The sequence below is a fragment of the Enterobacter sp. 03-F-07-AD-ECC genome, assembly GCF_047530935.1.
Classification (GTDB): Bacteria; Pseudomonadota; Gammaproteobacteria; order Enterobacterales; family Enterobacteriaceae; genus Enterobacter; species Enterobacter cloacae.
The window spans coordinates 1-22,915 of record NZ_JBLKBZ010000037.1; the positions used below are offsets into that span (position 1 = coordinate 1).

Sequence of the window (22,915 nt, forward strand, 5' to 3'; positions counted from 1 at the left end):
CGCGCCGTCCATCTGCGCAGCACCGGTGATCATGTTTTTAACATAGTCGGCGTGGCCTGGGCAGTCTACGTGTGCGTAGTGGCGAGTCGGGGTGTCATATTCAACGTGAGAGGTGTTGATGGTGATACCACGAGCTTTTTCTTCTGGTGCGTTATCGATCTGGTCGAATGCACGAGCAGAACCACCGTAGGTTTTAGCCAGAACGGTAGTGATTGCAGCAGTCAGGGTAGTTTTACCATGGTCAACGTGGCCGATAGTACCAACGTTGACGTGCGGTTTTGTACGTTCAAATTTTTCTTTAGACACGGCTATATTCCTTACTATAGTGCTCTCCCCTCAGGAGAGAGCACGGGACTTAGGTTTTAATCCTGTGGATTACTTACCACGGGCTTCAATAACGGCCTGAGCAACGTTGTTAGGCGCATCATCATACTTCAGGAATTCCATGGTGTATGATGCACGACCTTTGGTCAGAGAACGCAGCTGAGTTGCATATCCGAACATTTCAGACAGCGGAACTTCAGCGTGGATCTTAACGCCAGTTACTTCGGATTCCTGACCGCGCAGCATACCGCGACGACGGCTCAAGTCACCGATAACGTCACCGGTGTTCTCTTCAGGAGTTTCTACTTCAACCTTCATGATTGGCTCAAGCAGAACTGGTTTTGCTTTCTTAAAGCCTTCTTTAAAGGCAATAGACGCAGCCAGTTTAAACGCCAGTTCAGAGGAGTCAACGTCGTGGTAAGAACCGAAGTGCAGACGGATACCCATGTCAACAACCGGATAGCCAGCCAGAGGGCCCGCTTTCAGCTGTTCCTGGATGCCTTTATCAACGGCAGGGATGTATTCGCCAGGAATTACACCACCTTTGATGTCGTTGATGAACTCGTAACCTTTCGGGTTAGAGCCCGGCTCCAGTGGGTACATGTCGATCACAACGTGACCGTACTGACCGCGACCACCAGACTGCTTAGCGTGTTTACCTTCGATATCGGTAACTTTCGCGCGAATCGCTTCGCGGTAAGCAACCTGAGGTTTACCCACGTTCGCTTCAACGTTGAACTCGCGCTTCATACGGTCAACGATGATGTCCAGGTGCAGTTCACCCATACCTGCGATGATGGTCTGGTTAGATTCTTCATCAGTCCATACGCGGAATGATGGGTCTTCTTTCGCCAGACGGCCCAGAGCCAGACCCATTTTTTCCTGGTCAGCTTTGGTTTTTGGTTCAACCGCGATGGAGATTACCGGCTCAGGGAATTCCATACGCTCCAGAATGATCGGGTGATCCGGGTCACACAGGGTGTCACCGGTGGTCACGTCTTTCAGACCGATAGCTGCAGCGATGTCGCCCGCACGAACTTCTTTGATCTCTTCACGTTTGTTAGCGTGCATCTGTACGATACGGCCAAAACGTTCACGCGCCGCTTTCACGGAGTTCAGGATGGTGTCACCGGAGTTAACCACACCAGAGTAAACGCGGAAGAAGGTCAGGTTACCCACGAATGGGTCGGTAGCAATTTTGAACGCCAGTGCAGAGAACGGCTCGTCGTCGCTTGCGTGACGCTCAGCCGGAGTATCTTTACCGTCGTCCAGGATGCCGTTGATCGCAGGAACGTCAACCGGGGATGGCAGGTAGTCAACTACCGCATCCAGCATCGCCTGAACACCTTTGTTCTTGAACGCAGAACCACAGGTTACCAGGATGATTTCGTTGTTCAGAACACGCTGACGCAGAGCTTTTTTGATCTCTTCTTCAGACAGTTCTTCACCACCCAGGTATTTCTCCATCAGCTCTTCAGAAGCTTCAGCAGCGGATTCGATCAGGTTCTGGTGCCATTCGTCAGCCAGGTCCTGCATCTCAGCCGGGATATCTTCGTATTCGAAGGTAACGCCCTGGTCTGCATCGTTCCAGTTGATGGCTTTCATTTTCACCAGGTCGATAACGCCGGTGAAGCCTTCTTCAGCACCAATTGCCAGCTGCAGCGGAACAGGGTTCGCGCCCAGACGGGTTTTGATCTGACCAACAACTTTCAGGAAGTTAGCACCCATACGGTCCATTTTGTTAACGAACGCGATGCGTGGAACTTTATATTTGTTCGCCTGACGCCATACGGTTTCAGACTGTGGCTGAACACCACCAACTGCGCAATAAACCATTACCGCGCCGTCAAGAACACGCATGGAACGTTCTACTTCGATGGTGAAGTCAACGTGCCCTGGGGTGTCGATGATGTTTACGCGATGCGGTTCGTACTGCTTAGCCATACCTGACCAGAATGCAGTAGTCGCTGCGGAGGTGATAGTAATACCACGCTCCTGCTCCTGTTCCATCCAGTCCATGGTGGCTGCGCCGTCATGAACTTCACCGATTTTATGGTTTACACCGGTGTAGAACAGAATACGTTCGGTAGTAGTGGTCTTACCGGCGTCGATGTGCGCACTGATACCGATGTTACGGTAGCGTGCGATGGGTGTTGTACGAGCCATTTGATTCCTCGTTTGTTTCTTTAGGCGTTCAGTTAAGTAACCCAGAGCGGGCAGCTTCTCTGAAGCGCCCGCCTGGTGACTAATACTCCGAAGGGATTACCAACGGTAGTGTGCGAACGCCTTGTTGGCTTCTGCCATACGGTGAACGTCTTCACGTTTCTTAACTGCAGTACCTTTGTTTTCTGCAGCATCAGAAAGTTCGTTCGCCAGACGCAGAGCCATGGATTTATCACCGCGTTTACGAGCAGCTTCAACGATCCAACGCATTGCCAGGGCATTACGACGAACCGGACGAACTTCAACTGGAACCTGATAAGTAGAACCACCAACGCGGCGGGACTTAACTTCTACAGTTGGGCGAACGTTGTCGAGAGCGACTTCGAAAGCTTCCAGTTCATTTTTACCAGAACGCTGAGCCAGGGTCTCCAGCGCGCTGTATACGATTGCTTCTGCAGTAGATTTTTTACCATCTACCATCAGGATATTTACAAATTTTGCCAGCAGTTCTGATCCGAATTTCGGATCTGGAAGAATTTTACGCTGACCAATGACGCGACGACGTGGCATGGGAATACTCCGTTGTTAATTCAGGATTGTCCAAAACTCTACGAGTTTAGTTTGACATTAAGATAAATCAGTTTGGCCTTACTTAACGGAGAACCATTAAGCCTTAGGACGCTTCACGCCGTACTTGGAGCGAGCCTGCTTACGGTCTTTAACACCTGAGCAGTCCAGCGCACCACGAACGGTGTGGTAACGAACACCCGGAAGGTCTTTAACACGACCGCCACGGATCAGGATCACGGAGTGCTCCTGCAGGTTGTGACCTTCACCACCGATGTAGGAAGTCACTTCGAAACCGTTAGTCAAACGCACACGGCATACTTTACGCAGTGCGGAGTTTGGTTTTTTAGGAGTGGTGGTATACACACGAGTACATACACCACGTTTCTGCGGGCATGCTTCCAGCGCAGGCACGTTGCTCTTTGCAACTTTGCGTGCACGTGGTTTGCGTACCAGCTGGTTAACTGTTGCCATTAAATAGCTCCTGGTTTTAGCTTTTGCTTCGTAAACACGTAATAAAACGACCTCATACAATATGAGGACGCGAAATTTTAGGGCTACGTCGAAAAGGTGTCAAGAAATATACAGCGATCTCAAATCACCAGTTCATTTGACTGGCGTGCGTCACAGTAAGATTGACGAAATCAGTATAGCCAACCACGTCAATTTTGGCTGAAATTTGACCAGAAAGACCCCGCGCATCCAGATCGTCCTTTAGCGCAGAGACAGTTATGGGGGCATTTGTAAGGATTTCAACGAAACGGCTGCCTTCCAGCGCAGCAAGTACGCCATCCTGAATCAGCAGCAGGTCATCACCTTCGCGCAGCATGCTCAGTAGCGTGTCGATATCACATTGCCACGGTGAGCGGCTCAGGGTATGGAGCATGGCAGCCTCAGAAAGTCAGAACAGTGTCGTAGTGAGAGAGTTGTTCGCGCAGCGCAGCAGAAGACAGGCACGTGACATCCAGAACAAAAGGCGTCTTCTCATCTAATCCGCGAGCGGCCAGCGAGTCGGCACACACATAGAAGGTTTCAATGTCGTACAGCGGCAACACTTTAAAGGTGGCGATGTAATCCCGCATCAAAATCGCCTGCGGTTGCTGGCCCGCCAGAAGCTGAAACACCCCGTCCCCTAAAAAGAAGACGCCGATCTCCTCGGTCAATGCAGATGTCGCGAGCAGCGCATCCAGCCCTTCTCGGCCCGATGCGCTACCGTGCGGGGCAGTGGTAAAAACAAACGCTACGCGTTTCATCAGAATTGCACCACTCGGTCACAGGTGAGCGCAGCCTGCGCCAGCGCGCCCAGACCACTTAGCGTAAATCCGGGCTGCAGGTTGGAACCGGCTAAACCAAGACGCGCGGCTTCGGTTGTATCAGCGACACCGCGACGCAGGGCCGCTGCCACGCAGATATGCAATTCAACACCCTGCGTCTCATTTAACGCCTGCCAGGCGCGCACCAGATCAAACTCATCGCTGGCCGGCGACGTAAACTGGTTCGCGTTATAAACCCCTTCCCGATAGAAGAAGACGCTCACCAGTTCGTGTCCGGCTTTTAGCAGCGCTTGGGCAAATTGCAGCGCGCTGCTGGCCTGCTGAGTGCCATACGCCGGGCCTGTCACCATTAACGCAAAACGCATTACTTATCTTGCCCCAGGAAATCACCGCTTTTGAACTGGCGAATATAGAGGTAGACCGTATGTTTGGAAATGTTCAGGCGGTCAGCCACCTGATTGATGGCGTCTTTGATATCAAAAATGCCTTTTTCATAGAGATTCAGCACGATCTGACGGTTCTTGGCGTTGTTCGATACGTTGCGATCGGCATTCACCTCTTCAATCGTGAACTCCAGCGTCTGCGTGACGAGATCCTCAACTGAAGAGGCAAAGTTAACAGAAGAGCCCACGTCTGGCGTTTCAGGCGGAATAAAGGTGCTCATGATTTGCGAGAATGGCACATCAAGGTTCATGTTGATGCACAGCAGTCCGATCACACGATGCTCGCGATTTCGAATAGCAATGGTTTCTGATTTCATCAGCACGCCGCTTTTGGCGCGAGTGAAATAGCATTTGGAGACGCTGCTGTCCGCGCCGGTCATGTCATGCAGCATACGCAATGCAAGGTCGGTAATTGGCGAACCAATTTTACGGCCAGTATGCTCACCATTAGCAATGCGGATGGCGGAACACTTCAGATCTTGCAGGGAGTGCAATACGATTTCGCAGTGGGACCCAATGAGCATCGCTAACCCGTCCACCACCGCTTCGTAGGATTTCAGAATATCGAAGTCGGTCTGGTCGAAAGGACGTTGATCCAGCAAATCAAGTTCACTGGTTTCGTTGGTTAAAAGCGACCTGGACATGAAAAAAACACTCCTTTTCAGGAGCCTGTCGTTAGGTTTTCAGGGCAGGCTCATTATCTACACGGACAACTAAATTAATACAGCGTACCTGGCACTTTCCAGTGTTAATTATATCTGCCCCACAATAAAAAAAACCGCCGCCTTAAAGGCGGCGGTTTTCATTACATTACTTCTTCGCGTCTGCGGCAGCTTTTTGATCTGCCTGCGCTTCTGGTTTCGCATCGGCTTTCGGTGCCGGTTTGATATCCAGCAGCTCTACGTCAAACACCAGCGTAGAGTTGGCAGGGATACCCGGAACGCCGGTTTTGCCATAGGCCAGATCCGGTGGGATAACCAGCTTGATCTTACCGCCTTTCTTGATGTTTTTCAGACCTTCAGTCCAGCCTGGGATCACACCATCCAGACGGAAGGAGAGCGGCTCACCGCGGGTGTAGGAGTTATCGAACTCTTTACCGTCGATCAGCGTACCTTTGTAGTTCACCACGACAGTATCGCTGTCTTTCGGTGCATCACCGGTACCTTCTTTCTCAACTTTGTATACCAGACCGGTAGAAGAGGTTTTTACGCCCTTCTCTTTAGCAAAGGTATCGCGGTAGGCTTTGCCTTTCGCTTCGTTGTCTTTCGCGTCCGCTTCCATCTTCGTCTGAGCGGCACCTTTCACACGCGCTTCGAACGCCTGCAGAGTCTGTTCAATTTCCTGGTCAGACAGTTTGCTCTTATCAGCAAACGCATCCTGAACACCCGCGATCAGCTGAGCTTTGTCCAGTTTGATGCCCAGTTTCTCTTGTTCTTTCAGAGAATTTTCCATGTAACGACCCAGAGATGCGCCCAGTGCGTAGGCAGATTTCTGGTCGTCATTTTTGAACGCCGCTTTGCTGTCTGCAGTTGCAGCAGGCTTCGCAGCAGTATCAGCAGCGAAGGACAGCGGCGCGTTCAGCGCAACAGCCATCGTCGTCGCCAGCAGCGTTACTTTAAACAGTGATTTCATCCATATCTCCAGGGCCTGGGGACTCTCACCCCAGCATTAAACGTAAATGAGCTACGTACTATAAAACGTTGTGGAAGAAATCTACAGACAGACTCTCCCGATTCTCGCCACTTTTAAGACTATTTTTGTTTAAATAAGTTTCTTGCCAAAGGGATGGATACTGCACTAAGGAACAAACTCAGTTAAACTTCGCCGCCGCTGGCCCATTATGGCGAATCAGAAACAGACGAGGTGAATGATGAAGGACACAACGATTGAAGCGAGACTGGCTGAACTGGAAAGCCGCCTGGCTTTTCAGGACATCACCATCGAAGAGCTTAACCAGACCGTGACCGCGCATGAACTCGAAATGGCGAAACTGCGGGATCATATGCGCCTGCTGACGGAAAAGCTGAAGGCTACGCAGCCGTCAAACATCGCCTCACAGTCTGAAGAGACGCCACCACCTCACTATTGAGGCGAAAAAAAAGCGGGATAATCCCGCTTTTTTATTTTCCGTTATACGGAATTAGTGGCAGCCACAGCCGCCGTTACCGCAACCACCTTTACCGTGGTCGTGACCATGGTCGTGGCCGTGGCCACCGCAGCAGCCGTCATGGCCGTGATCGTGGTCATGGTCATGACCGTGCGCACCGTGAACGTGGCCATGAGCCAGCTCTTCTTCGGTTGCTTCACGGATAGCGACAACTTCTACGTTGAACTTCAGGTTCTGGCCAGCCAGCATGTGGTTGCCATCAACCACAACGTGGTCGTCTTCAACTTCAGTAATTTCAACCGGAACCGGGCCCTGGTCAGTTTCCGCCAGGAAGCGCATGCCAACCTGCAGTTCGTCAACGCCCATGAACACGTCTTTAGGAACGCGCTGAACCAGGTTGTCGTCATACTGGCCGTATGCGTCGTTCGCGCCTACAGCAACGTCAAATTTATCGCCAACTTCATGACCTTCCAGCGCGTTTTCCAGGCCGGAAATCAGGGAACCGTGACCATGCAGGTAGTCCAGCGGCGCACTCACCGGAGACTCATCAACCAACACACCGTCTTCTGTACGTACCTGATAGGCCAGGCTGACCACCAGGTCTTTTGCTACTTTCATGATATCTCCTGAGCGTGGGAAAATTGCTGGCGCAGATTGTAGCGGAAATCTGCACCCGTGTACCCTTTAGCTTAAAAAAACTCAGGGCATATCGCTAGTCCGGATGAAAAATGCCGATCACTTGCTCTTCTTTGCGTACATGATCGCGTGCTTCTTTGTCGGCCTCACGCATCTGGTGGCCGCACTTAACACACTCAACAACATCAATATTATTTTCACGCCACATTGCCAGAGTATCTTGCGCCTGGCAGGAAGGGCACTTTGCGCCCGCAATAAAGCGTTTACGTACAGCCATATTTGGTTACCCTTTATTCAAATTCGTCCCAGCCGTCCAGCTGGCGTCGTTCCTGCTGCATCTCACGCTGGAAAATCTCCTCCAGCTCGCGACGCGCTTCCCGCACGCGGGAAATCTGCGCCGTATCCGTGTGTACGGGCATCAGCTCGCGCAGCATTCGCATATCCAGCCGTCGGAAGTGCATCTGGGCCCGCTGCGCCTGATGCGGGTGCATACCCAGCGAAATCAACGCCTTGCGCCCCAGCTCCAGCGCACTGGAAAACGTCTCACGCGAGAAGTGTTTCACACCCGCCTGCAACAGTTCGTGCGCTTCAACACGTCCCCGCGCACGCGCCAGAATATGCAGATGCGGGAAATGCTGCTGGCAGAGTTCGACCAGCTTCATCGTATCTTCCGGATCGTTACAGGTTATGACGATCGACTCCGCCGCCTCCGCACCTGCGGATCGCAGCAGTTCGAGCTGCGTCGCATCGCCGTAGTAAACCTTATAACCATATTTGCGCATCAGGTTGACCGCGCTGATATCCCGCTCGAGCACCGTGATGCGCATTTTGTTCGCCATCAGCAGACGACCAATCACCTGCCCGAAGCGGCCAAACCCCACCACAATCACTTGCGGCTTATCGTCTTCCACCCACGGGGCTTCGTCTTCATCATCAGCCGGGTTTAAGCGGCGCGACAGCAGTTTATCCACAAGCTTCATCAGCAGCGGTGTGGTCATCATCGACAGCGTGACCGTCACCAGCAAAAGCGCCATCTGATCGTCTTTGAACAGTTTCTGGGACGATGCCGTAGAGAACAGCACAAACGCGAACTCTCCCCCCTGGCTTAGCACGCTGGCAAACTGCATACGTTCCGAACTGCGCAGCCCGGATATACGCGCCAGGACATACAGCACCAGCGTTTTCACCGCCACCAGCACAGCCACGCTCACAATAACCCACAGCAGATGGGTATAGAGCACACCGAGATTGAGCGCCATGCCCACCGAAATAAAGAACAGCCCTAACAGCAGCCCTTTAAAGGGTTCGATCGCAATTTCCAGTTCGTGGCGGTATTCGCTCTCGGCGAGCAGCACCCCGGCGATAAACGTACCCAGCGCCATCGACAGCCCCAGCGCGTCCATAAACAGCGCAGAGCCTAATACCAGCAGCAGCGTTGCGGCGGTAAACACCTCACGCACGCCTGACGCGGCGATGAAGCGGAACACCGGCCGCAGCAGAAAACGTCCCCCAATTAGCATGCCCGCAAAAGCCAGCACCTTCATGGAGACTTTTGCCCAGTCAAAGTGATCGTCACCCGGCCCGGCCAACAGCGGCACCAGCGCTAACGCCGGGATCACCGCTAAATCCTGAAACAGCAGCACCGAAAACCCCAGTTGCCCCGACTCACTGCGGTTCATGCCCTTATCCCGCATCAGCTGCAATGCCATCGCCGTTGAGGACATGGCAAGGCCAATACCGCCGATGGTCGCCGCCTGCCACGAAAAGTCAGTGAGCATCAGCAATCCGGCCAGAATGGCCGCACTGAACAGCACCTGCGCCGCGCCAACGCCAAAGATAGAGCGCCGGAGCTGCCACAGCTTTGACGGATTAAGCTCCAGGCCAATGATGAACATCAGGAAGACCACGCCCAGCTCGGAGAAATGGAGAATTTCATCGACATCGCTGATGAATCCCAGCCCCCAGGGGCCAATCGCGATCCCCGCCAACAGATACCCGAGTACCGCGCCAATACCGAGCCGTGCGGCCAACGGTACAGCCACCACTGCGGCAAACAAAAACAGCACCCCGGCGAGGAGTAAATTCGATCCTTCCATTAACGCCCTCCTGCCGGAATCGGTGATGCCAGCCATTCACCGTACGCTCTGGCGTGGCTCGCCAGCTCCTTCGGATCCTGACGTCGTGCCCAGTAGACAATAATCGGGCTCATCCAGTGCATACGGCACATCGCCGCCGTCAGTTCAAACGGTCGCAGGATATCGCTCATCGGATAACGGTTAAGGCCATCGTAGCGGTAGGCGCTCTCCGGCTCACCGGTGGTAATCACACTACGCCAGTACTTTCCCGCCAGTTGGTTGCCCCCCACCCCGCTGGAAAACCCCCGGCTCAGCACCCGATCCAGCCACTCTTTCAGCAGGGCCGGACAGCTATAGGTATAGAGCGGATGCTGGAACACAATCACATCATGCTGACGCAGCAATTCCTGCTCGTACGGAATATCGATAAAGAAATCAGGGTAGTGCGCGTAGAGATCGTGCACCGTCACGTTACTGAGCTGAGTAGCCGGCTTAAGCAGGACGCGGTTTGCCACCGAGTCCTGAGATTCCGGATGGGCATACAGCAGCAGCACTTTTGCTGTCTGAGACATCACTCCCCTCCCGGTTCTGTTTCTGTTTTTGTGTATCGTCGTTGTTTTGGGCTACCATGGCGGCCCGGTGCGGAAAATGGCCCACACCTTACATTATCATAATGACAAATTAACATAGTCGGAACATACGGCGCTTCTATGATTGTTTTCTCCTCGTTACAAATTCGCCGCGGCGTGCGCGTCCTGCTGGATAACGCCACCGCCACCATTAATCCAGGTCAAAAAGTGGGTCTGGTCGGCAAAAATGGCTGCGGCAAATCCACCCTGCTGGCGCTGCTGAAAAACGAGATTAGCGCGGATGGCGGTAACTTTACTTATCCGGGAAACTGGCAGCTCGCCTGGGTAAACCAGGAGACGCCCGCCCTGAGTGAGCCGGCGCTCGACTATGTTATTGATGGCGATCGTGAATACCGTAAGCTGGAAGCGGAACTGAACGCCGCCAACGAGCGCAACGATGGCCACGCCATCGCCACCGTCCACGGCAAGCTGGACGCCATCGACGCGTGGACCATTCGCTCCCGCGCTTCCAGCCTGCTCCACGGCCTGGGGTTCAGCAACGAACAGCTTGAACGTCCCGTCAGCGACTTCTCCGGTGGCTGGCGTATGCGTCTTAACCTGGCGCAGGCGCTGATCTGCCGCTCCGATTTGCTGTTGCTCGATGAACCGACCAACCACCTCGATCTCGATGCGGTCATTTGGCTGGAGAAGTGGCTCAAGAGCTATCAGGGCACTCTGATTCTGATCTCCCACGACCGCGACTTCCTCGATCCGGTGGTGGATAAAATCATTCATATCGAACAGCAAAATATGTTCGAGTACACCGGTAACTACAGCTCTTTCGAACGCCAGCGCGCAACGCGCCTCGCTCAACAGCAGGCGATGTACGAAAGTCAGCAGCAGCGCGTGGCGCATCTGCAGAGTTTTGTTGACCGCTTCAAGGCCAAAGCCTCGAAGGCCAAGCAGGCCCAGAGCCGCATCAAGATGCTGGAACGCATGGAGATGATTGCCCCGGCGCATGTGGATAACCCGTTCCACTTTAGCTTCCGCGAGCCGGAGAGCCTGCCAAACCCGCTGCTGAAGATGGAAAAAGTGAGCGCCGGATACGGCGATCGCATCATCCTCGACTCCATCAAACTCAACCTGGTACCGGGTTCGCGCATTGGTCTTCTGGGGCGTAACGGTGCCGGTAAGTCAACGCTCATCAAACTGCTGGCGGGCGAGCTTAACCCGGTAAGCGGCGAAATCGGTCTGGCGAAAGGCATCAAGCTTGGCTACTTCGCCCAGCATCAGCTGGAATTTTTACGTGCGGACGAGTCCCCTATCCAGCATCTGGCGCGTCTGGCGCCGCAGGAGATGGAGCAGAAGCTGCGCGACTACCTCGGCGGCTTTGGCTTCCAGGGTGATAAGGTCACTGAAAACACAGAGCGTTTCTCCGGCGGCGAAAAAGCGCGTCTGGTGCTGGCGCTGATCGTCTGGCAGCGCCCGAACCTGCTGCTGCTCGATGAACCGACCAACCACCTCGACCTCGACATGCGTCAGGCGCTGACCGAAGCGCTGATTGAGTTTGAGGGCGCGCTGGTTGTGGTCTCGCACGATCGTCACCTGATCCGCTCCACCACGGACGATCTCTATCTGGTGCACGACGGAAAAGTCGAGCCGTTTGACGGCGACCTGGAAGACTATCAGCAGTGGCTGACGGACGTGCAGAAGCAAGAGAACCAGCCGGAAGAGTCGGCGAAAGAGAACGCCAACAGCGCGCAGGCGCGTAAAGATCAGAAGCGTCGTGAAGCTGAACTGCGTACTCAGACTCAACCACTGCGTAAAGAGATTGCCCGTCTCGAAAAAGAGATGGAAAAGCTCAACGCCACGCTTGCCGCCGTTGAAGAGAAGCTGGGCGACAGCGAACTGTATGACCAGAGCCGTAAAGCGGAGCTGACCGACTGTCTGCAAACCCAGGCGAAGACCAAATCCAGCCTCGAAGAGTGCGAAATGGCATGGCTGGATGCCCAGGAACAGCTGGAAGCGATGCTGCAGGCTGACTGACACGCCGGGAGGGTTATGGGTTTCGATATCACGAGCGACATTACATTCCGTAAGCTCAGCATCTTCATGACGTTTATGGAGAAAGGCAATATCGCGCGTACTGCCGAAACGCTGGGTCTGAGCGGCGTCAGCGTGCATCGTGCACTGCATACTCTTGAAGAGAACGTCCGCTGTCCGCTCTTTACCCATAAGGGACGTAACCTGATTGCCCTTCCGTCCGCCTGGACGCTGCTGGAGTATTGTCAGGAAGTTATGCAGGTGATGGAGCGCGGGCTGGAAGAGTCCCGTAAGGTCGCCGGTATTGGTCAGGGACGGTTGCGCGTCGGCACGCTCTACTCGCTGACGCTGGAAACCGTGCCGCGCCTGATCATGGGCATGAAGCTGCGTCGCCCGGATCTGGAGATGGATCTGACGATGGGCTCTAACGATACGTTGCTGCATATGCTTGACGACGGTACGCTGGACGCGATCCTCATCTCGATTTCCGAAAGCAATATCGACCGCAACAGCCTTGAAGTCCTCCCCCTGTTTCATGATGACATTTTCCTGGCCGCGCCTGCCTCTGCCACGCTGAATACCAGCGGGCTGGCGGATTTACGCGATTACAAAGATCAGAAATTTGTCTCGCTGGCAGAAGGGTTTGCCACCTATGCGGGGTTCCAGGAGGCATTTCATATCGCCGGATTTGAACCGGAAATCGTCACCCGCGTGAATGACATTTTCTCAATGCTCAGCCTGGTTCAGGCGGGCGTCGGCTTTACGCTGATGCCGGGCAGGATGAAGAAGGTCTACGAAAATTCAGTGCAGCTACTGAAGCTGGCAGAACCGTACCAGATGCAGCAGCTTATCGCGATTGTCTTTGCCCGCAACCGCGAGCAGGACCCGAGCCTGCGGGCATTAGCCGCCGAAGGGCGGATGTATGCGCGCAGCCTGCAGGAAAGTGTGTGATACAAAACAAGGCAACCGAACCCGTAGACCCGGTAAGGCGCAGCCGCCACCGGGCTAAAAATTCACGCACGAAGCCTTCCTGCCAGATGCACCGCCACATCCACACCGCTGCGCTCAAGTGAAAGGGTCTCCCCTTCCCACGCCGCCTGTCGCGTCAGACAGGTCAGGACGCCACCGGGCGGCATCTCGATCGCCAGCCGGGCTTCGCGTTCGTTCGCGGAAATCATCGCCTCCTGCCAGCGCACCGTACGCGCCATGTTCATCGCCAGATCGTCCGCGATCTTTTCCGGCTGCCAGAGCACGCGCCCGGTGCTGCCGCTCAGGTACGCACAGCGTGGACGAGCCAGCGTGACGGACTCAAACGCCGAGGCCAGCTTTTGTGCCGGCTTCGCCAGCAGTTCACAATGGGATGGCACGCTGACTGCCAGCCTTTGCACTTTGCTCGCCCCCTTTTCCAGAGCGCGTTTTGCTACCTGCGCCATCCCTTCATCGGATCCGGCAATGACGATCTGCGTTTCGGCATTCAGGTTAGCAATATACGTTCCGCTACCCTCGATAAGCTGTTCCACCTGCGGCAGGGTTAAGCCCATGATGGCCGTCAGGCCGTAGCCGTGGGGCCAGGCCTGTTCCATCAGATCGCCACGCAGCGCCACCAGCTTAAGGGCGTCCGTAAATTCCAGCGCCCCTGCTACTACCGCCGCGGGATAAGCACCAATCGATAAACCGCTGACGATGTCAGGCGACACGTCACGTCGCTCCAGCTCGCGCGCCCAGGACACGCCAGCAATCAGCAGGGAAAGCTGAACCGCACGGGTATGGGTTAACGAGGCGGCACTGTCCAGCGTATCAACTTCGGCACCCAGCACCTCACGCGCCTGAGCCAGTTCCGTTCCCGGCAGGTTTTGCAGCATACCTTCATGCTGCGTACCCTGCCCCGGAAAGGTAAACAGTATTTTCATCACTCCTCCCTGCGCCATGGGTCAACCACCAGGCGTGGCCTACGGCGGGTTTTCAGCAACGTTTTGCCATCGCGCAGCCACTCCGCCAGCGCGAATCCGCCCTCTGGCGTATCCACCTGGGTATCAGCCCGGCACAGCGCACCACTCAACTGCGACTGCCAGGCGGTAAACGCGTCGGGTGATATCGGCTGCGGGGCGCGGATCAGCAGATCAAGATCGCTGTCGGCATGGATCACCGGAATGCCGGTCGCCAGCGCATAGCCGGTGCTGCCGGTTATGCCCCACGTCCACGGCCACGACTGCTGCGCAAGCTGTAACGCCACCTGAACCGGTGGCTGGGTGACAAACGGCGAACGCAGCAGATCGGCGGTGACGCACAGCTCTTCAGGTGACACCACGCGTAACACATTCCCGGGCTTCACCCAACCAGCCGCCCGCTGGTCGCGGCGCAGTCCGCGCACGCCAACGGGGATTCGGTCATCGTTATCAACATCACGCCGCACCACCACCGGCAGGCCGGTATGCCAGGCGGCATCCACCCAGGTTTCAGTAATACCTTCCAGCGCGTCGCGCGAGGTAAGCCAGATGAGGTCGTGGGGGCGTAATGTTGTGGTCATGATTACATTCCTGAAGTCAGCGAGATAAACAGCGGCAGCGACAGGATACACAGGACTGAGCTTAACAGCAGTACCGCTTCTGCATCCGGTGACTGCACGCCAAAGCGGTTACCAAACACGACTCCGAAGAAGCCCGCAGACAGCGCAATCATCAGAATGGCGGTGATCGCCACGGAGCCGTGCAGACCGAAGATTAAAACGATACCCCAGGCAATGGCTGGCTGGATCAGCAGCTTAGCGATAGTGGAAGTGATCACCATGGTGTTGATCTGCAGCTTACGGGCAGAGAGGATCACCCCGGTCAGGAACAGCGCCGCAGCGGTGGCGGACAGCCCCAACGGTTTAATTGCAGAGAGGACCAGTTCCGGCATTTTGATGCCGATGGCGGATAAAATCACACCCAGCAGAGGCCCCATCACGATCGGTTTTTTAATGGATCGCCACATCAGCACCGGCAGCATAGAGAGGGTTGAGCCGGAGGTATTGCCCTCAGCGCGCGCTTTTTCCCGCTCCAGGATCAGCAGACAGAACGGCGTCATCAGCACGGACCCGCAGGCAATAGAGACCGCCACAGACAGAGACGTGGTAGATCCTTCACCCAGCACACTGCCCAGAATCGGCAGACCAAGCGCCGCATAGTTTGGCAGCGCGACGGTGAGCGTCAGCACGGCCGCATCCTGAGGGGATTTTTTAAAGACCTTCGTGGCAAGGAAATAGATAGCTGCGTAGGTGATCCACATCGCCAGAGTCAGTACCAGGATCAGCGGCGACTGCGCCACGATACCGGTCCACGGGGTTTGCACGGTCGCGCTGAACAACGCGGCAGGCAGCGCAAAATCCATGACGAAGATATTGAGCAGGGAAACATTTTTGTTATCGACCATCTTTGCCTTACCGGCCCAGAATCCCAGCAGCATGATGACGAAAATCGGTGCGAGAGCATGAACAATTACGTAAGTCATAAATCACCTGTGATTAAAAAGAAGTAGCACTGGCGCGATGATTATTATTTTCAGGATGCAGTTTCCCGCACGGGCGTAACGGATACGCCCGTGAGGTTGTGCATCTGGCAGGTCTCTTTTTACTTACCAGCTGGCGCGCATACGTTCGCGTACGAGCGCCGAGCTGCGGCGATTGTCAGCACCCAGACGGCTTTTCAGCGTCGGATCCTGACGAGCGTCACTGATGGCCTGTTGCAGGGTGGTTTTCACCAGCGTCAGGTCGCTATCGGATGGGGCATCCGGGTTGCTGATATCCAGCAGGCTCGAGAGCAGCCCCAGCGTGGCGTAGTTGCTGATGTCATACGCCATAGGTGGGATAGTGGCGGCCAGTTTTTCCAGCGCCTCCACGCTGCGCAGGGTGATCCGCGCGGCAGACGCTTTCCCCATGGCATGAATGAGCACGCCTTTATCGTTAAAAGCAATCAGTCGGTTGGCCTGGTAACCATGCGCCAGAAACGCGCCGGACATGGCTTTACCCACAATCAGGCCAATCACCGCATGACCCGCCAGGCGCGCGTTGGCGTAGGCGGCCGCAGCGCCTGCCAGCGCCTGGTGGATACCAAACGCCTCTTCGCGACGGCCATAAGCCTGGCTTGGGACGTCGATCACCGCCACAATCGGGCGTTTAACGGCTTTATCAGCATCTGCCGCGACGGTTTCGCTGACCACTTTCGCCAGCGTCCAGCCTTCAAGCAGGCCGACTTCCCCTTTCGCCGCGCGCGGGAAGTGGTTGTTGGCATCCGGCACTACGGCGATAAAACGCACCGTTTCACCGTTCAGCTCGCCGTCTGCCGCCTGCACGGACGGGCACAGCCCCTCAATACGTTTGGCGTTCGGGGCGAGGGTTTCCAGCCAGCGTTCGCCACGGCTCATTGCGTTACTCATCATTTCACCTCCCGGGCAAAAAGCGCGTTAATCTGTTCGGCATCGGCCTGCTTGCGGGTGTCGAAATTCATCAGGCGGTTCAGGTAATCGTCGTAGTTATCGGTGCGATGTTTTGCCGGGACGCCTTTGGCGATGGCCTCGTTCATCGCGGCTTTCACCGCATTCACGCCATCGCCGACCAGCGCGTCCACCAGCCCGCTCTGATAGCGCACCTCACCGCCTGTCATGCTCCAGATAAACGGACGGTCACGGGAGTCGTACTCTTCAATGCCCGCTTCCTGCTCAATAACCTGCGGGCCGTTTAACCCCAGACGCGCTTCGCGGGTCACAATCAGGTAGCTGCAAAGCGCCGCGGCGATGGACATCCCGCCGAAGCAGCCCACGGTCCCGGCCACAATCCCGATAACGGGCGTGTAGCGACGCAGGTCAACAATCGCCGCGTGGATATCGGCAATCGCCGCCAGGCCGAGGTTAGCTTCCTGCAAGCGTACGCCGCCGGTTTCGAGGCACAGCACCGCCTGAGTCGGAATGCCGTTGCGGTTATCTTCCGCCGCCAGCTCCAGCGCTGCTGCCATTTTCGCGCCGGAGACCTCGCCCATGCTGCCGCCCTGGAACGCGCCTTCAATCGCCACGGCCACCGCAGGCTGGCCGTTGATAGTCCCTTTCGCGACCACCATGCCGTCATCGGCCTGCGGCACAATGCCCTGTGGCCCCAACCACGGAGAGATAATGCCTGCAAACGGATCCAGCAGTTCGCGGTAGCTGCCCTCGTCGAGCAACGCCTGCGCACGCTGGCGCGCTTTTAATTCGATAAAGCTGCTGTCATCACGCATGGCTCACCCCTTCAAAAACCTGTTCGATACGAATGCGCGCCACGCCCGGCGTCGCGCCAAAGTCGTGGATGGTCAGTTTGCCTGCGGGCAGACTGCTGACGGTCTCCAGGCGGCTGAATAACGCCTCCCAGCGCCCACGGCTGTTGTCGACGGAGGTGGTGATATCAATGGTTAAGGTCTGGCCCGGTTCGGCGGTGAACAGCACCTCCATATCCCCGGATCCAACTACCCCTGCCAGCGCCTGGCCGCTTAACGTGCGGCTGGCTGGCATGGTCAATGTGATTTTTTCCATAACATCCTCTTAATGCTTTGAATAGGGCGTTTCGACACGGTCAAGAAACAGCGTGGCGGCAAGCAGGTCGGCGGCACCGCCCGGTGAGGCATTGAGCGTCAGCATCTGGCGATCTAACCGCGCCAGCGCCTGCTGCCCCGCGAGCGTTGCGCATCCTCCGGCGTTCAGTACCGCCCGGGCGCCGTTCTGCATGGCGTCCAGCCCCTCCATTCCGGCGCGCGACAGCACGCAGGTATCGGTGAGCGAAGTCATGATTGCCATCAGCGCGTCGAGTCTGGCGTTTGTTTCGCTGCTGCCGTTGAGACGGCTCAGGCGAAGCTGCGGCAACGCGCGCTGCATGATGTGCGGAAACGCCTGCTGAGCCTCTTCACGCGCGCCCGGTACGCGGTAGCGGTGCGTGGCGCGTAACCCCTTACTGAACACCTTCGGTGCCGCGTCGTCCGGGAGTTGCGCCAGCTGTGCGGCGGTGTTAGCGACGGTTTGCGCGCGGGCGTCGCCACCCAGCATCGCCACCGCGCTCACCAGCAGCCCCAGCGCCCAGATTGCGCCACGGTGCGTATTCACGCCGTCGGTGGCGATCATCATCTGCCGTTCGCCTTCACGGCCAAGGCGGCCAACGGTTTGCCGTAGGGCAATATCCGCCGGACGCTGCCAGCTCTGCTGCGCCAGCGCCTGAAACGTGGAGGTCAGGCTGTGCGCGGAGCGCTCCATCAGCGCAAGCGATAAATCGTGGTGCGCGCCGTTCCCCCGACTGTCCACCAGACCGGGTTTCGGGCTTAAGCGTGCTTCGTCAATCAGACACTGCGTGGCGGTTCGCGCCAGCCATTCGGCACCGCCTTCAACCTGAATCTGGGGCAGTAGTGTCATTACCAGCTCCGGAATTTCGCAGGTGGGTTGTAGAGACCGCCGGACCACTCAACGAGGTCAGCCACGCTGCCCGCCGCCAGCAGAGAGCGGGTGGCATCGGTACGGCGAATCCCCATGTCTTCCGGGTACACGACCTTGCCGCTCTGGCGCAGTTCCGCCACGCGTCTGGCATCCACGCCCAGACCGATATCGGTGATACCGGCCACGGCTGCGACCATGGCGCGACGCTCTTCCAGATCTTTTGCCCGGTAGAGGTAGGCAATCCCCTCTTCCGTCAGCACGTGGGTGACGTCATCGCCGTAAATCATCACCGGTGCCAGCGGCATGCCGGAGGCTTTCGCCACGTCAACGGCGTCCAGTTTTTCCACGAAGGTGGGCTTCACGCCCGCCTGGAAGGTTTCCACCATCTGCACGACCAGTTTTTTACCGCGTTGCATCGGGTCGGGTTCGGTGATCATGTTCAGCCAGGCCGGAGTGGCGTGGCGACGGCCGTGTGGATCATGGCCCATGTTCGGCGCGCCGCCGAAGCCAGAGAGACGACCACGGGTCACCGTTGAGGAGTTGGCGTAACCATCCACCTGCAGGGTTGAGCCGATAAACATATCCACCGCGTACTGGCCCGCCAGCTGGCAGAAGGCGCGGTTGGAGCGCATGGAGCCGTCAGCACCGGTGAAGAAGACGTCCGGACGGGCGCGGATGTACTCTTCCATCCCCAGTTCGCCGCCGAAGCAGTGCACGCTCTCCACCCAGCCGCTTTCAATCGCCGGGATCAGCGTCGGATGCGGGTTCAGCGTCCAGTGTTTACAGATTTTGCCCTTCAGGCCGAGCTGTTCACCGTAGGTGGGCAGCAGCAGCTCAATTGCCGCGGTGTTAAAACCGATCCCGTGGTTCAGAGACTGCACCTGGTGTTCAGCGTAGATGCCTTTGATGGCCATCATCGCCATCAGGATATGTTCCTGTTTGATCAGGCGCGGGTCGCGGGTAAACAGCGGTTCGATAAAGAATGGCTTGTCGGCCACCACCACGTAGTCAATCCAGGAGCCTGGGATATCAACGCGCGGCAGGTCGCATTCGTCGTCCACCAGCTCGTTAACCTGTGCGATGACGATGCCATCGTGGAACGCGGCGGCCTCCACCAGCGCCGGGGTATCTTCGGTACTTGCCCCGGTGTAGAGATTGCCTTTGCGGTCTGCTTTAAACCCGGCGATCAGCGCCACGTTTGGTGAAAGGTCGACGTAGAGACGCGAATACAGTTCGATATAGGTATGTATAGCACCGATTTCGAGTTGACCATCCTCCAGCAGCTGGGAGATGCGCAGGCTCTGTGTGCCGGAGAAGGAGAAGTCCAGCTTACGGGCAATGCCCTTCTCAAAGATATCCAGATGTTCACTGCGGCCAACGCTTGGCATGATCATGTGCAGGTCATGCACAATTTGCGGGTTTACTTCGGCCAGCGAGCGGGAAAGAAAATCCGCCTGCTTCTGGTTGTTGCCTTCCAGAACGACCTTATCGCCTGGCGCGATCAGCTTTTCCAGCATGGCGACAAGGTCGCCGGTTGGCAGAACCTTGCCCTGCACCGGTACGGAGGCCAGACGACGCGCTTTTTCGCTGCGTCGGGTGTTCCATTGCCGGGTGGGTATTTGCCCAGATAACATTATTAACCTCCTGATTCAGCACATCATTTTGATTTGCTTAACGCTGAGTAAAGTCTGCACCCTGGCGGAAAAGGCATCAATTAAGCGTAGAGTGGAATCATTAGCCTGAGAGTAATAATCAAGGTAAATATTTGTGATCGGGATCAGTTCATGCTTCGGAAAACCAGGCTAAACGGGGTACAATTCGGAAGGTATAGTAAATTTCTGACAAGAATCAGCATCGCCCTTATGACCCAAATCATTCCCTCAGACTTCGACCTCACCGCCGAAGACAGCACTGATTTCGTGCCCATGCGCGGCGTGGCCAACTGCCACCTGCAGACCATGCTGCCGCGCCTGATCCGCCGCAAGGTGCAGTTCACTCCGCACTGGCAGCGGCTGGATTTGCCGGACGGTGATTTTCTGGATCTCGCCTGGAGCGAAGATCCCGAACAGGCGCGCCATAAACCCCGCCTGGTGGTGTTTCACGGTCTGGAAGGCAGCCTGCACAGCCCGTATGCCCATGGGTTAATCCAGGCGGCAAAAGCGCGCGGCTGGCTGGGCGTGGTGATGCATTTTCGGGGATGCAGCGGCGAGCCGAATCGTCAGAAACGCATCTATCACTCCGGCGAAACCGAAGATGGCACCTGGTTTTTGCACTGGCTGCGGAATAATTTCGGCACCGTGCCGACGGCGGCGGTGGGCTATTCGCTCGGCGGAAATATGCTGGCCTGTCTGCTGGCCAAAGAGGGAGACGCGGTACCGCTGAATGCCGCGGTGATTGTCTCTGCCCCCTTCATGCTGGAACAGTGCAGTTACCACATGGAGAAAGGCTTTTCCCGGGTCTATCAGCGCTATCTGCTCAACCTGCTAAAAGCCAATGCAGCGCGCAAGCTGAAGGCCTATCCGGATACCCTGCCAGTAAGCCTGCGACAGTTGAAAAAGGTCCGCCGCATTCGTGAGTTCGACGACCTGATCACCGCCAAAATTCATGGGTTCGCCGATGCCATTGACTACTATCGTCAGTGCAGCGCCATGCCGCTGCTCAGCAAGATCACTCAGCCGACGCTGATCATTCACGCGAAAGATGACCCGTTTATGGATCATCACTCCATCCCTGCACAGGAATTTCTGCCCGACAACGTCCACTATCAGCTGACCGAGCACGGCGGTCATGTGGGGTTTGTCGGCGGAACGCTGCGTCGCCCGAAAATGTGGCTGGAGACGCGCATTCCTGACTGGTTAACCCCTTACCTGGACGGTGCAACATGATTATCCCCTGGCAGGATCTGGCGCCCGAAACGCTCGATAATCTGATTGAAAGCTTTGTCTTGCGTGAAGGCACCGATTATGGTGAACATGAACGCTCGCTTGAGCAAAAGGTCAACGATGTTAAACGCCAGCTTAAAAGCGGCGACGTGGTGCTGGTGTGGTCTGAACTGCATGAGACGGTCAATATCATGCCCCGCAACGCGTTTCACGGCTGATCTTTCAACCTTTCCAGTCAGGGAGTTGCTATGTCTGCCAGACATCCGGTTATTGCCGTTACGGGGTCGAGTGGTGCGGGAACCACCACCACCAGCCTCGCGTTTCGCAAGATTTTCGCCCAGTTGAATCTCCGCGCGGCGGAGGTCGAAGGCGACAGCTTTCACCGCTATACGCGCCCGGAGATGGACATGGCCATCCGCAAAGCGCGTGATTTGGGCAAACACATCAGCTACTTCGGCCCGGAGGCCAATGACTTCGGCCTGCTGGAGCAAACGTTTCAGGAGTACGGCCTAAGCGGCAAAGGGCAGTCCCGCAAGTATCTGCACACCTACGACGAAGCCGTTCCCTGGAATCAGGTCCCGGGCACCTTTACCCCCTGGCAGCCGCTGCCGGAACCTACCGACGTGCTGTTTTACGAAGGATTGCACGGCGGCGTGGTGACGCCGCATCACGACGTGGCGCGACATGTGGATCTGCTGGTCGGCGTGGTGCCAATCGTGAACCTGGAGTGGATCCAGAAGCTGACGCGAGACATCAGCGAGCGCGGCCATTCGCGCGAGGCGGTGATGGATTCGGTCGTTCGCTCAATGGAAGATTACATCAATTACCTGACACCACAGTTTTCCCGCACCCACATCAACTTCCAGCGTGTGCCGACGGTGGACACCTCCAACCCGTTCGCGGCCAAAAGTATCCCGTCGCTGGATGAGAGCTTTGTGGTGATCCATTTCCGCAATCTCGACGGCATCGATTACCCCTGGCTGCTGGCGATGCTGCAGGGTTCGTTTATTTCTCACATGAATACGTTAGTGGTGCCCGGCGGAAAAATGGGGCTGGCGATGGAGCTGATCATGACGCCGCTGGTGCAGCGGTTGATGGAAGGGAAACAGATCGCATAATCATATTCCCTCTGCCGGTGGGTTGAGGGATCCCCAGTAATTTTTTACCGAAAGCGATGAATGTTGTTTCAGGAAAATGAATGATTTACAGCGACGCCCTGGTCCGGCTGTAAATCGCTGAGGCGTTTCCTGCAGGCCGGGGCGAGGCGCATGGATGCGCCGAGAGGGCGGATTTACAGGGATGTTACCTCCGCCCGTCCCCGATAAGCCGGAAGGAATAAGCCGAGGGCACCGCGAAGCGGCGATTTACCGCCGGGAGCCCGGGTCGCCAGGGTGGTGGCGACTGAG

27 protein-coding genes are annotated in these 22,915 nt (G+C 56.3%); 6 read left to right on the forward strand and 21 right to left on the reverse strand.

Annotation, left to right across the window (positions count from 1 at the left end; all coding sequences use genetic code 11):
* The 9 genes from ACMWKA_RS24565 to fkpA form a co-directional block, all read right to left on the reverse strand.
* A partial coding sequence (locus ACMWKA_RS24565) for a GTP-binding protein (protein WP_004386159.1) occupies positions 1-306 on the reverse strand: 306 nt, incomplete at its 3' end.
* 69 nt (positions 307-375) lie between these two features.
* Entirely contained in the window at positions 376-2,490 is a 2,115-nt protein-coding gene (fusA, locus tag ACMWKA_RS24570; RefSeq protein WP_029882142.1) for an elongation factor G, read from the reverse strand.
* Positions 2,491-2,586: 96 nt separating this feature from the next.
* Positions 2,587-3,057 (reverse strand): 30S ribosomal protein S7, encoded by a 471-nt coding sequence (rpsG, locus tag ACMWKA_RS24575; RefSeq protein ID WP_003861706.1) that lies wholly within the window; start codon positions 3,055-3,057, stop codon positions 2,587-2,589.
* A 96-nt stretch (positions 3,058-3,153) separates the two neighbouring features.
* Positions 3,154-3,528: a 30S ribosomal protein S12 gene (gene rpsL / locus ACMWKA_RS24580; RefSeq protein ID WP_000246815.1), complete on the reverse strand. Its 375-nt coding sequence runs from the start codon at positions 3,526-3,528 to the stop codon at positions 3,154-3,156.
* 124 nt (positions 3,529-3,652) lie between these two features.
* Positions 3,653-3,940: a sulfurtransferase complex subunit TusB gene (gene tusB, locus ACMWKA_RS24585; RefSeq protein ID WP_013099033.1), complete on the reverse strand. Its 288-nt coding sequence runs from the start codon at positions 3,938-3,940 to the stop codon at positions 3,653-3,655.
* A gap of 7 nt (positions 3,941-3,947) precedes the next feature.
* Positions 3,948-4,307: a sulfurtransferase complex subunit TusC gene (gene tusC, locus ACMWKA_RS24590; protein WP_048972831.1), complete on the reverse strand. Its 360-nt coding sequence runs from the start codon at positions 4,305-4,307 to the stop codon at positions 3,948-3,950.
* Entirely contained in the window at positions 4,307-4,693 is a 387-nt protein-coding gene (tusD, locus tag ACMWKA_RS24595) for a sulfurtransferase complex subunit TusD (protein ID WP_048972832.1), read from the reverse strand. The genes tusC and tusD overlap by 1 nt, the downstream gene beginning before the upstream one ends.
* A complete protein-coding gene (locus tag ACMWKA_RS24600) occupies positions 4,693-5,415 on the reverse strand; it encodes a transcriptional regulator (protein ID WP_003861697.1) in 723 nt (240 codons plus the stop codon). The genes tusD and ACMWKA_RS24600 overlap by 1 nt, the downstream gene beginning before the upstream one ends.
* Before the next feature lie 166 nt (positions 5,416-5,581).
* Positions 5,582-6,403 (reverse strand): FKBP-type peptidyl-prolyl cis-trans isomerase, encoded by an 822-nt coding sequence (gene fkpA, locus ACMWKA_RS24605; protein ID WP_013099036.1) that lies wholly within the window; start codon positions 6,401-6,403, stop codon positions 5,582-5,584.
* 238 nt (positions 6,404-6,641) lie between these two features.
* On the opposite strand from fkpA, the gene ACMWKA_RS24610 reads away from it, so the two are divergent.
* Positions 6,642-6,860 (forward strand): protein SlyX, encoded by a 219-nt coding sequence (locus ACMWKA_RS24610; protein WP_003861693.1) that lies wholly within the window; start codon positions 6,642-6,644, stop codon positions 6,858-6,860.
* A 51-nt stretch (positions 6,861-6,911) separates the two neighbouring features.
* Here the strand turns inward: ACMWKA_RS24610 and slyD are convergent, their stop codons facing one another.
* The 4 genes from slyD to kefG all read right to left on the reverse strand — a co-directional run bounded on the left by slyD (position 6,912) and on the right by kefG (position 10,161).
* Positions 6,912-7,496: a peptidylprolyl isomerase gene (slyD, locus tag ACMWKA_RS24615; protein ID WP_013099037.1), complete on the reverse strand. Its 585-nt coding sequence runs from the start codon at positions 7,494-7,496 to the stop codon at positions 6,912-6,914.
* A gap of 94 nt (positions 7,497-7,590) precedes the next feature.
* A complete protein-coding gene (locus ACMWKA_RS24620; protein WP_013099038.1) occupies positions 7,591-7,791 on the reverse strand; it encodes a YheV family putative zinc ribbon protein in 201 nt (66 codons plus the stop codon).
* Between the two features lie 13 nt (positions 7,792-7,804).
* Positions 7,805-9,610 (reverse strand): glutathione-regulated potassium-efflux system protein KefB, encoded by a 1,806-nt coding sequence (kefB, locus tag ACMWKA_RS24625; RefSeq protein WP_020690480.1) that lies wholly within the window; start codon positions 9,608-9,610, stop codon positions 7,805-7,807.
* Entirely contained in the window at positions 9,610-10,161 is a 552-nt protein-coding gene (kefG, locus tag ACMWKA_RS24630) for a glutathione-regulated potassium-efflux system ancillary protein KefG (RefSeq protein ID WP_013099040.1), read from the reverse strand. The genes kefB and kefG overlap by 1 nt, the downstream gene beginning before the upstream one ends.
* A gap of 138 nt (positions 10,162-10,299) precedes the next feature.
* On the opposite strand from kefG, the gene ACMWKA_RS24635 reads away from it, so the two are divergent.
* Positions 10,300-12,204 carry an ABC transporter ATP-binding protein gene (locus tag ACMWKA_RS24635; protein ID WP_013099041.1) on the forward strand — a complete coding sequence of 635 codons (1,905 nt, stop codon included), beginning with the start codon at positions 10,300-10,302 and terminating at the stop codon, positions 12,202-12,204.
* 15 nt (positions 12,205-12,219) lie between these two features.
* Complete coding sequence (locus ACMWKA_RS24640; RefSeq protein WP_013099042.1) at positions 12,220-13,152, forward strand: LysR family transcriptional regulator; 933 nt, start codon at positions 12,220-12,222, stop codon at positions 13,150-13,152.
* 62 nt (positions 13,153-13,214) lie between these two features.
* On the opposite strand, the gene mdcH is transcribed toward ACMWKA_RS24640, so the two are convergent.
* The 8 genes from mdcH to mdcA all read right to left on the reverse strand — a co-directional run bounded on the left by mdcH (position 13,215) and on the right by mdcA (position 20,261).
* Positions 13,215-14,111: a malonate decarboxylase subunit epsilon gene (gene mdcH, locus ACMWKA_RS24645; RefSeq protein ID WP_040023841.1), complete on the reverse strand. Its 897-nt coding sequence runs from the start codon at positions 14,109-14,111 to the stop codon at positions 13,215-13,217.
* Positions 14,111-14,728 (reverse strand): malonate decarboxylase holo-ACP synthase, encoded by a 618-nt coding sequence (locus ACMWKA_RS24650; protein ID WP_040023840.1) that lies wholly within the window; start codon positions 14,726-14,728, stop codon positions 14,111-14,113. Before ACMWKA_RS24650 ends, mdcH begins: the two co-directional genes overlap by 1 nt.
* Positions 14,729-14,730: 2 nt before the next feature.
* Positions 14,731-15,690, reverse strand: coding sequence for an AEC family transporter (locus ACMWKA_RS24655; protein ID WP_029882149.1), 960 nt, complete (start codon positions 15,688-15,690; stop codon positions 14,731-14,733).
* Positions 15,691-15,813: 123 nt separating this feature from the next.
* Entirely contained in the window at positions 15,814-16,614 is an 801-nt protein-coding gene (mdcE, locus tag ACMWKA_RS24660) for a biotin-independent malonate decarboxylase subunit gamma (protein WP_013099046.1), read from the reverse strand.
* Positions 16,614-17,447, reverse strand: a complete 834-nt coding sequence (locus ACMWKA_RS24665; protein WP_040023837.1) for a biotin-independent malonate decarboxylase subunit beta — start codon at positions 17,445-17,447, stop codon at positions 16,614-16,616. The genes mdcE and ACMWKA_RS24665 overlap by 1 nt, the downstream gene beginning before the upstream one ends.
* A complete protein-coding gene (gene mdcC, locus ACMWKA_RS24670) occupies positions 17,440-17,739 on the reverse strand; it encodes a malonate decarboxylase acyl carrier protein (protein WP_040023835.1) in 300 nt (99 codons plus the stop codon). The genes ACMWKA_RS24665 and mdcC overlap by 8 nt, the downstream gene beginning before the upstream one ends.
* Positions 17,740-17,748: 9 nt before the next feature.
* Entirely contained in the window at positions 17,749-18,606 is an 858-nt protein-coding gene (locus ACMWKA_RS24675; protein ID WP_040023833.1) for a triphosphoribosyl-dephospho-CoA synthase, read from the reverse strand.
* Positions 18,606-20,261, reverse strand: a complete 1,656-nt coding sequence (mdcA, locus tag ACMWKA_RS24680; protein WP_013099050.1) for a malonate decarboxylase subunit alpha — start codon at positions 20,259-20,261, stop codon at positions 18,606-18,608. The genes ACMWKA_RS24675 and mdcA overlap by 1 nt, the downstream gene beginning before the upstream one ends.
* Before the next feature lie 228 nt (positions 20,262-20,489).
* Between mdcA and ACMWKA_RS24685 the strand changes: the two genes are divergently transcribed.
* The 3 genes from ACMWKA_RS24685 to ACMWKA_RS24695 are packed head-to-tail and all read left to right on the forward strand — an operon-like array spanning position 20,490 to position 22,627.
* Positions 20,490-21,512, forward strand: a complete 1,023-nt coding sequence (locus ACMWKA_RS24685) for a hydrolase (protein WP_045295038.1) — start codon at positions 20,490-20,492, stop codon at positions 21,510-21,512.
* Positions 21,509-21,727, forward strand: coding sequence for a YheU family protein (locus ACMWKA_RS24690; protein ID WP_013099053.1), 219 nt, complete (start codon positions 21,509-21,511; stop codon positions 21,725-21,727). The genes ACMWKA_RS24685 and ACMWKA_RS24690 overlap by 4 nt, the downstream gene beginning before the upstream one ends.
* 30 nt (positions 21,728-21,757) lie before the next feature.
* The gene (locus ACMWKA_RS24695; RefSeq protein ID WP_013099054.1) at positions 21,758-22,627 is read left to right on the forward strand and encodes a phosphoribulokinase; all 870 of its coding nucleotides are present in this window, start codon (positions 21,758-21,760) and stop codon (positions 22,625-22,627) included.
* Positions 22,628-22,915: the final 288 nt, after the last annotated feature.

Coding starts and splice junctions, on each gene's coding strand:
- fusA (WP_029882142.1), bottom strand. CDS start 2,490: ATGGCTCGTACAACACCCATCGCACGCTACCGTAACATCGGTATCAGT.
- rpsG (WP_003861706.1), bottom strand. CDS start 3,057: ATGCCACGTCGTCGCGTCATTGGTCAGCGTAAAATTCTTCCAGATCCG.
- rpsL (WP_000246815.1), bottom strand. CDS start 3,528: ATGGCAACAGTTAACCAGCTGGTACGCAAACCACGTGCACGCAAAGTT.
- tusB (WP_013099033.1), bottom strand. CDS start 3,940: ATGCTCCATACCCTGAGCCGCTCACCGTGGCAATGTGATATCGACACG.
- tusC (WP_048972831.1), bottom strand. CDS start 4,307: ATGAAACGCGTAGCGTTTGTTTTTACCACTGCCCCGCACGGTAGCGCA.
- tusD (WP_048972832.1), bottom strand. CDS start 4,693: ATGCGTTTTGCGTTAATGGTGACAGGCCCGGCGTATGGCACTCAGCAG.
- ACMWKA_RS24600 (WP_003861697.1), bottom strand. CDS start 5,415: ATGTCCAGGTCGCTTTTAACCAACGAAACCAGTGAACTTGATTTGCTG.
- fkpA (WP_013099036.1), bottom strand. CDS start 6,403: ATGAAATCACTGTTTAAAGTAACGCTGCTGGCGACGACGATGGCTGTT.
- ACMWKA_RS24610 (WP_003861693.1), top strand. CDS start 6,642: ATGAAGGACACAACGATTGAAGCGAGACTGGCTGAACTGGAAAGCCGC.
- slyD (WP_013099037.1), bottom strand. CDS start 7,496: ATGAAAGTAGCAAAAGACCTGGTGGTCAGCCTGGCCTATCAGGTACGT.
- ACMWKA_RS24620 (WP_013099038.1), bottom strand. CDS start 7,791: ATGGCTGTACGTAAACGCTTTATTGCGGGCGCAAAGTGCCCTTCCTGC.
- kefB (WP_020690480.1), bottom strand. CDS start 9,610: ATGGAAGGATCGAATTTACTCCTCGCCGGGGTGCTGTTTTTGTTTGCC.
- kefG (WP_013099040.1), bottom strand. CDS start 10,161: ATGTCTCAGACAGCAAAAGTGCTGCTGCTGTATGCCCATCCGGAATCT.
- ACMWKA_RS24635 (WP_013099041.1), top strand. CDS start 10,300: ATGATTGTTTTCTCCTCGTTACAAATTCGCCGCGGCGTGCGCGTCCTG.
- ACMWKA_RS24640 (WP_013099042.1), top strand. CDS start 12,220: ATGGGTTTCGATATCACGAGCGACATTACATTCCGTAAGCTCAGCATC.
- mdcH (WP_040023841.1), bottom strand. CDS start 14,111: ATGAAAATACTGTTTACCTTTCCGGGGCAGGGTACGCAGCATGAAGGT.
- ACMWKA_RS24650 (WP_040023840.1), bottom strand. CDS start 14,728: ATGACCACAACATTACGCCCCCACGACCTCATCTGGCTTACCTCGCGC.
- ACMWKA_RS24655 (WP_029882149.1), bottom strand. CDS start 15,690: ATGACTTACGTAATTGTTCATGCTCTCGCACCGATTTTCGTCATCATG.
- mdcE (WP_013099046.1), bottom strand. CDS start 16,614: ATGAGTAACGCAATGAGCCGTGGCGAACGCTGGCTGGAAACCCTCGCC.
- ACMWKA_RS24665 (WP_040023837.1), bottom strand. CDS start 17,447: ATGCGTGATGACAGCAGCTTTATCGAATTAAAAGCGCGCCAGCGTGCG.
- mdcC (WP_040023835.1), bottom strand. CDS start 17,739: ATGGAAAAAATCACATTGACCATGCCAGCCAGCCGCACGTTAAGCGGC.
- ACMWKA_RS24675 (WP_040023833.1), bottom strand. CDS start 18,606: ATGACACTACTGCCCCAGATTCAGGTTGAAGGCGGTGCCGAATGGCTG.
- mdcA (WP_013099050.1), bottom strand. CDS start 20,261: ATGTTATCTGGGCAAATACCCACCCGGCAATGGAACACCCGACGCAGC.
- ACMWKA_RS24685 (WP_045295038.1), top strand. CDS start 20,490: ATGACCCAAATCATTCCCTCAGACTTCGACCTCACCGCCGAAGACAGC.
- ACMWKA_RS24690 (WP_013099053.1), top strand. CDS start 21,509: ATGATTATCCCCTGGCAGGATCTGGCGCCCGAAACGCTCGATAATCTG.
- ACMWKA_RS24695 (WP_013099054.1), top strand. CDS start 21,758: ATGTCTGCCAGACATCCGGTTATTGCCGTTACGGGGTCGAGTGGTGCG.